Raw genomic sequence first — 3,618 nt, forward strand, 5'->3', positions numbered from 1 at the left:
TTTTGTTGGGGTTGCGGTCCTAGCCCTTGGATTGCAGGTTGAGGCTTTTTGGTTTTGGCTTGTGTTCTTGGTGTTTGGTGGTTTGAGAACTGGATAGTGGACGCGAGTAAGAATAGTGAGACTATTTTTGGTTTTGCTTGTTTTTACTTTTATCAATTTCAACCGGCTCCATTTTGGTGGAGTCGCTTGATCGTTTTGTGATCGTTTAGTGTGATGATTTATTGTCTAGAGAGTTAAGCGATAGGCTTTTTACTGGTGTATCACTGGTAAGGGCGTATGGTGGATGCCTTGGTAGACAGGACCGATGAAGGACGTGACGGGCTGCGATATGCCTCGGGGAGCTGCCGAGTGGGCTTTGATCCGAGGATTTCCGAATGGGGAGACCCGGCCACTGTTATGGGTGGTCACCACAGTTTTGTGGGGGGTACGCAGGGAAGTGAAACATCTCAGTACCTGCAGGAAAGGATACTCCGTGAGTAGTGGCGAGCGAAAGCGGATCAGGCTAAACCGAGTACGTGTGATAATCGTCAGGTGTTGCGTATTCGGGGTCGTGGGATTGACTGTTCAGCCTCTGACGGGGTTGAGGAGAGTGATAAAACATCGTGTTATGTGAATGGGATTGAATTCCCAGCCGTAGAGGGTGATGGCCCCGTAGCAGGTCGTGCGATGTCTCTTTATGTTTATTCCCAAGTAGCGCGGGCCTCGTGGAATCCCGCGTGAATCTGCCCAGACCGTTGGGTAAGCCTAAGTATTCCTGTCTGACCGATAGTGTACTAGTACCGTGAGGGAAAGGTGAAAAGCACCCCGGGAGGGGAGTGAAATAGTTCCTGAAACCGTGCGCTTACAATCCGTCGGAGCCTTCTTGTGGGGTGACGGCGTGCCTATCGAAAAATGAGTCTGCGAGTCAGTGGTATGTGGCGAGGCTAACCCGGGTGGGGGAGCCGTAGCGAAAGCGAGTTTTAAAAGGCGTTTTAGTCGCATGTCCTGGACCCGAAGCGGGATGATCTAGCCCTGAGCAGGTTGAAGCGCGGGTAAGACCGTGTGGAGGACCGAACCCACCTAGGTTGAAAACTGGGGGGATGACTTGGGGTTAGGGGTGAAAGGCCAATCAAATTCCGTGATAGCTGGTTCTCTCCGAAATGCATTTAGGTGCAGCGTCATGTTATTGCTTACAGGGGGTAGAGCTACTGGATGCTTGCGGGCCCATACCGGGTACTAATAGCAGCCAAACTCCGAATACCTGTTAGGTTTATCATGGCAGTGAGTCGGCGGGGGATAAGCTCCGTCGTCAAAAGGGAAACAGCCCTGATCGTCGTCTAAGGTCCCGAAGCGCGTGCTAAGTGGGAAAGGATGTGGAGTCGCATAGACAGCCAGGAGGTTGGCTCAGAAGCAGCCATCCTTGAAAGAGTGCGTAACAGCTCACTGGTCTAGTGGTTCCGCGCCGACAATGTAGCGGGGCTTAAGCACGCCACCGAAGACGCGGCTGCGTGATTTTTTCACGTGGGGTAGGAGAGCGTCCTGTATGGGGTGAAGCGGCAGTGTGAACTTGTCGTGGACTATACGGGAGTGAGAATGCAGACATGAGTAGCGAGAGACAGGTGTGAATCCTGTCCGCTGAATGACTAAGGGTTCCGGGGCCACGTTCGTCGTCCCCGGGTGAGTCGAGTCCTAAGGCGAGGCCGACAGGCGTAGTCGAATGGATGAACGGGTTGATATTCCCGTACCGGTGTTACACCGTTCGAACTGAATCTGAGAGTACTAACCTTCGTTATTCTGGTTGATTGCCTTTCGGGGTTTTCTTCTGGTTTAGTGTTGGGAGCGTATCGGTAGTAGGTTAGCGTGGGAGTGACGCGGGTAGGTAGCCGGCTGCGGAGGTGGTTTTCCGTGGCTAAGCGTGTGGGCTGTCTCCTAGGTAAATCCGGGGGATGTTTAAGCTGAGGCGTGATGGGTAGGCCGTATGGCTGATTCCGGTGATCCTGCTTGCCGAGAAAAGCTTCAACGTGAGGTGTGATTCCGCTCGTACCCTAAACCGACACTGGTGGTCTGGTAGAGTATACCGAAGCGATCGGGCGAATCCTGGCCAAGGAACTCGGCAAATTACTCCCGTGCCTTCGGCATAAGGGAGACCCCTGATGGTGATGTTTTTTACATGCGGAGCTGTTGGGGGTGGCACAAGCTAGGGGGTAGCGACTGTTTACCAAAAACACAGGAGCGTGCGAAGGCGTAAGCCGCTGTATACGCTCTGACGCCTGCCCGGTGCCGGAAGGTTAAGAGGATCCGTTAGCTTTGGCGAAGCGGTGAATTTAAGCCCCGGTAAACGGCGGTGGTAACTATAACCATCCTAAGGTAGCGAAATTCCTTGTCGGGTAAGTTCCGACCTGCACGAATGGCGTAACGACTTCCCCACTGTCTCGGCCAGGAGCCCGGCGAAATTGCAGTACGAGTAAAGATGCTCGTTAAGCGCAGAAGGACGAAAAGACCCCGGGACCTTTACTATACCTTGGTATTGTCGTTAGGTGTGGATCGTGTAGCATAGGCGGGAGGCTGTGAAGCGTGGGCGCTAGCTTGCGTGGAGTCAACAAGTGAAATACCGCTCTTTCCATATCTGGCGTCTAACCTCGACACGTTATCCGTGTTAGGGACAGTGCCTGGCGGGTAGTTTAACTGGGGCGGTTGCCTCCTAAAGAGTAACGGAGGCGCTCAATGGTCCGCTCAGCCCGGTTGGCAATCGGGTTTTGAGTGTAATCGCACAAGCGGGCTTGACTGTGAGACTGACGGGTCGAGCAGGGACGAAAGTCGGAGATAGTGATCCGGTGCCGGCGTACGGACGTGGCATCGCTCAACGGATAAAAGGTACCCCGGGGATAACAGGCTGATCATTCCCAAGAGTCCATATCGACGGGATGGTTTGGCACCTCGATGTCGGCTCGTCGCATCCTGGGGCTGGAGCAGGTCCCAAGGGTTCGGCTGTTCGCCGATTAAAGCGGCACGCGAGCTGGGTTCAGAACGTCGTGAGACAGTTTGGTCTCTATCCTCTGCGCTCGTTGGAATGTTGAGGAGACCTGCCCATAGTACGAGAGGACCTGGGTGGACGAACCTCTGGTATGCCGGTCGTCACGCCAGTGGCGCTGCCGGTTAGCTACGTTTGGAAGGGATAACCGCTGAAAGCATCTAAGCGGGAAGCCTGCTCCAAGATTAGCATTCCTTGCACTTTGTGTGTGAGCCCCCATGTAGAACACGTGGTTGATAGGCTGGATGTGGAAGCCCTGTAAGGGGTGGAGCTGACCAGTACTAATGGGCGATTGTGATACTACTTGTATTGCTTATCGTTTAATTCTCTTAACATTAGGGAGTGTTAAGCGGTCATGATTATGGTTAAGTTGTTGATTTTGATAATAGTGTTCTTCTTGTTGCTCGCGTTCATGTCCGGTTCCCAAACCGCCAGCTTGCCACTCGCTTGTTTGCGAGTGTATAATCTAGTTTTGCGGTGGTCATGGCTCAGGTGAGACGCCCGGTCCCATTCCGAACCCGGAAGCTAAGGCCTGACACGGTGAGGGTACTGCACTCGATAGGGTGTGGGAGACTAACACGCTGCCGCATTATTCTTTCTAGCGGGGA

At 53.5% G+C, this 3,618-nt stretch carries 2 rRNA genes; both read left to right on the forward strand.

What is annotated here, in order from left to right:
* Positions 1 to 256: 256 nt before the first annotated feature.
* Positions 257 to 3,314: ribosomal RNA gene (locus tag AC1EKB_RS06175) — 23S ribosomal RNA — on the forward strand.
* A gap of 169 nt (positions 3,315 to 3,483) precedes the next feature.
* A 5S ribosomal RNA gene (gene rrf, locus AC1EKB_RS06180) occupies positions 3,484 to 3,600 on the forward strand.
* The last annotated feature ends 18 nt before the right edge of the window (positions 3,601 to 3,618 follow it).

The sequence above is a fragment of the Gardnerella sialicivorans subsp. sialicivorans genome (assembly GCF_056746795.1).